Raw genomic sequence first — 4,085 nt, 5'->3', positions numbered from 1 at the left:
TGGGTGATTCATTGCTAAATCGGCAAGAACTTTACGGTTCAATTCGATGTTATTAGCTTTTACTTTACCCATAAATTGAGAATAACTCATACCATGTAAACGTGCACCAGCATTGATACGCGTAATCCATAAAGCACGGAAATTTCTTTTATTTTGTTTTCTATCACGGTATGCATAGCACATTGCTTTTTCTACCGCGTTTTTAGCTACAGTCCAAACGTTTTTACGTCTTCCAAAGAAACCCTTGGCTTGTTTTAATACTCTTTTTTTTCTAGCTTTTGATGCTACTGAATTTGTTGCTCTTGGCATAATTTTAAATGTTTTTTGAAGTAAGGCGATCTCTCAATACTTATGAATTTGGTACTTTGTATTTTATACTTTGTACTTCATTCAGCCCACCCCAGGGTTACTAAATTGTTTTAACCAAACAAACTAATTAAATAAATTTTCCTTTTGTCACCCTCTCCTTTGGGGAGGGATGGGGTGGGGCTAAATTAAATTCAATTGTTGTTTAATGCTTCTCTCATCTGTTTTGTGAACCAAACCAGAATGCGTTAAAGCTAATTTACGCTTTTTTGATTTTTTAGTCAAAATGTGACTTTTAAAAGCGTGTTTTCTTTTAATTTTTCCAGAACCAGTCACTTTGAATCGTTTCTTAGCACTAGATTTCGTTTTCATTTTAGGCATTTTTCCTAGGTATTTAATTTATTCTTACTTATTATCTTGATAGCTTTAAGTATTACGCAGTAAGCATTAGTCTTTTGATAGCTTATGGCTTATTGCAGATTGCTTGTAGCTTTATTTTCCTTTTTTCTTAGGTGCAATATACATAATCATACGCTTCCCTTCAAGAACTGGCATCGCTTCTACTTTTCCATGTTCTTCTAATTCTTGAGCCAAACGTAATAATAAAATTTGTCCTTGCTCTTTATATATAATAGAACGTCCTTTAAAGAATACAAATGCTTTTAATTTAGCACCATCTTGTAAAAATTTTAAGGCATTCTTTTTCTTAAATTCATAATCGTGCTCATCTGTTTGAGGTCCAAAACGGATCTCCTTAATTATAATCTGAGTAGATTTTGCTTTTAATTCTTTATCTCTTTTCTTTTGTTGGTACAAAAATTTACCATAATCCATCAATTTACAAACTGGCGGTTCAGCATTCGGAGAAATTTCTACTAAATCAACTTCTTGCTCTTCAGCCAAACGAAGTGCATCGGCAATTTTATAAACTCCTGGTTCAATGTTTTCGCCTACTAAACGTACTTCAGCAACACGTATTAAATTATTTATACGGTGAGCTGCTTTTTTCTCTTCGCGAGGTTGAAAACCTCTGTTGTTTCTAATTGCTATAGCTTTATTATTTTAGTTAAACTTAAAATTGTTTTAATGTTTTGTTGATTTCTTCGTTAATTATTGCAGCAAAATCTTCAATAGTTACCGAAATATTTCCTTTTCCTTCCTGTCCTCTTTGTCTCACAGAAATGGTTCCATTTTTCTCTTCTTCCTCGCCAACAATCAGCATAAATGGGTATTTCTTCATTTCTGCCTCTCTAATTTTCTTCCCGATTGTTTCATTTCTGTTATCAATCAGGGCGCGAATTTCGTGTTTTTCTAGCAAATCTAAAACTTTTTTCGCATAATTTTCATATTTCTCACTCAAAGACAGTATTATAGCCTGTTCTGGCATCAACCAAATTGGGAAATTTCCTGCTGTGTGTTCTAATAAAATTGCAATAAAACGCTCCATCGAACCAAAAGGCGCTCGGTGAATCATCACAGGGCGATGTAACTTGTCATCGGCACCTTTATAAGACAATTCGAAACGCTCTGGTAAATTATAATCTACCTGAATGGTGCCTAATTGCCAACTTCTGCCTAAGGCATCTTTCACCATGAAGTCTAATTTCGGACCATAAAAAGCTGCTTCTCCAGTTTCAATTACATAATTCAATCCTTTATCTTTAGCAGCACTGATAATCGCATTTTCTGCTTTCTCCCAGTTATCAACACTACCAATGTATTTATCCGGATTATCTAAATCACGTAACGAAACTTGAGCTGTAAAGTTTTCAAACCCTAAAGATCCAAAAACATATAATACTAAGTCAATTACATTTTTGAACTCTACATCTAATTGATCTGGCGTACAAAAAATATGCGCATCATCTTGCGTAAATCCTCTAACACGAGTCAATCCATGTAATTCACCCGATTGCTCATAACGATAAACCGTTCCAAATTCAGCATAACGCTTCGGTAAATCTTTGTATGACCATGGTCTTGCATTGTATATTTCACAGTGGTGCGGACAGTTCATTGGTTTTAACAAGAACTCTTCACCTTCCGCTGGAGTATGAATTGGTTGAAAGCTATCAGCACCATATTTTGCATAGTGTCCAGAAGTAACGTACAAGTCTTTCATTCCAATGTGTGGCGTAACTACTTGTTCATAACCTGCTTTTTTCTGTGCTTTTTTCAAGAATTGCTCCAGTCTATCGCGCAAAGCAGCGCCTTTTGGTAACCATAATGGTAAACCTTGACCTACTTTTTGAGAAAAATGGAATAAATCTAATTCTTTTCCTAATTTTCTATGATCACGACGTTTCGCTTCTTCTAATAATTCTAAATAATCAGTTAAGTCTTTTTGTTTTGGGAACGAAATTCCGTAAACACGGGTCAACTGCTTGTTTTTCTCATCACCTCTCCAGTAAGCACCAGCTATCGATAAAATTTTCATCGCTTTAATGATTCCCGTATTCGGAATGTGCCCACCACGACATAAATCAAAGAAATTTGAATGATCACAAAACGTAATTGTTCCGTCTTCTAAGTTCGAAATCAATTCTGTTTTATACTCGTTATTTTTATAAACTTCTAATGCTTCCTCTTTTGAAACGGGACGCATTTTAAATTCGTGTTTTTCTCTTGAGATTTCTAAAACAAGGTCTTCAATCTTTTTAAAATCGGCATCCGTAATTTTTTGCTCACCAAAATCTACGTCATAATAGAAACCATTATCAATTGCCGGACCCAATGTTAGTTTTATGCCAGGATATAGTGCTTCTAAAGCTTGCGCCATCACGTGAGAAGTCGAATGCCAAAATGCTTTTTTACCATCCTTGTCATTCCAAGTATATAATATAAGTGTACCGTCCGTCGTCAAGTTCGTCGTTGTTTCAATAGTGGTACCATTGTAGGAAGCCGAAATCACATTTCTAGCTAAACCTTCACTAATGCTTTTTGCAACATCCATTGGAGTAACTCCTTGAGCCATCTCCTTAACCGACCCGTCAGGTAAAGTAACTTTTATCATTTTTAAAAATTTATAGGGTGCAAATATAAGCCATTAAAAAAATCCATACAATATAAAGAGGTATAATATTAAAAAGATTTTTAGCAGCACCCATTCAACCTTCCATAAGACTACTTGTCCCGCTGTGCACTATATCTTTTATAAACCTTTCAGGATTTATAAAAGGATGCCGTTTCCATCGCGGCTAGATAAGGCGTTTTGTTTATTTATACACTCATCTTTTACGAACTTTTATGTACACCTTTTATTAGTAATAACTACTTTTATGACTTATATTTTTAACAATTTCTTTGTGTTCTTTGTGTCTTCCTTGTGTTCTTAGTGGTTAAGAAAAAAAGTATTAATTCCTTATTATCAGAACATTAAGAAACTCCTTCAAAAAAAGAGAGAAAATAAGTTAAAAAACCTTTGCGTGGTAGTAAAAGAATACTACTTTTGCACCCGCATTGACAAAGAAGTTCTTATTTAAACTGATTCATTAACTAAATCAAAACAAACTTTAAAAAAGTTAAAAAAAGATTTGGAAAAGAGAAAGTAAAGGTAGTATCTTTGCCGACCCGAAACGAAAGTATTAGGGAGTATATGTTCATTAAATAGTTTAGGCAAGAGGGATTAAAAAAATAAACAAAATATTTTTTCAAAAAGCCTTGCTAAAGTAAAAAAGAATTGTACTTTTGCACCCGCTTTGAAACACAAGTGAGGTTTAAAAAAAGAATGACACGTTCATAGACATATTGAATTGACAGCACAAATTTGTAGCAATACA

Annotated in this window: 4 protein-coding genes; all 4 read right to left on the bottom strand. The window is 34.0% G+C overall.

Annotation, left to right across the window (positions count from 1 at the left end; genetic code table 11):
• A partial coding sequence (rplT, locus tag ACIQZC_RS09615) for a 50S ribosomal protein L20 (protein ID WP_396139010.1) occupies window positions 1-309 on the bottom strand: 309 nt, incomplete at its 3' end.
• 180 nt (window positions 310-489) lie between these two features.
• The gene (rpmI, locus tag ACIQZC_RS09610; protein ID WP_396139009.1) at window positions 490-687 is read right to left on the bottom strand and encodes a 50S ribosomal protein L35; all 198 of its coding nucleotides are present in this window, start codon (window positions 685-687) and stop codon (window positions 490-492) included.
• 111 nt (window positions 688-798) lie between these two features.
• Complete coding sequence (gene infC, locus ACIQZC_RS09605; protein WP_396139011.1) at window positions 799-1,350, bottom strand: translation initiation factor IF-3; 552 nt, start codon at window positions 1,348-1,350, stop codon at window positions 799-801.
• A 28-nt stretch (window positions 1,351-1,378) separates the two neighbouring features.
• Window positions 1,379-3,319, bottom strand: a complete 1,941-nt coding sequence (gene thrS, locus ACIQZC_RS09600; protein WP_396139008.1) for a threonine--tRNA ligase — start codon at window positions 3,317-3,319, stop codon at window positions 1,379-1,381.
• Window positions 3,320-4,085 lie beyond the last annotated feature (766 nt).

This window comes from Flavobacterium sp. (assembly GCF_044338735.1).
In the GTDB taxonomy this organism is placed as follows: Bacteria; Bacteroidota; Bacteroidia; order Flavobacteriales; family Flavobacteriaceae; genus Flavobacterium.
Note: the sequence above shows the minus strand (reverse complement) of the source record. Positions and strands in the feature narration are given on the sequence as shown.

What these genes read in the sequence shown, in the direction of transcription:
- rpmI (WP_396139009.1), bottom strand. Translation starts at nt 687, where the DNA reads ATGCCTAAAATGAAAACGAAATCTAGTGCTAAGAAACGATTCAAAGTG.
- thrS (WP_396139008.1), bottom strand. Translation starts at nt 3,319, where the DNA reads ATGATAAAAGTTACTTTACCTGACGGGTCGGTTAAGGAGATGGCTCAA.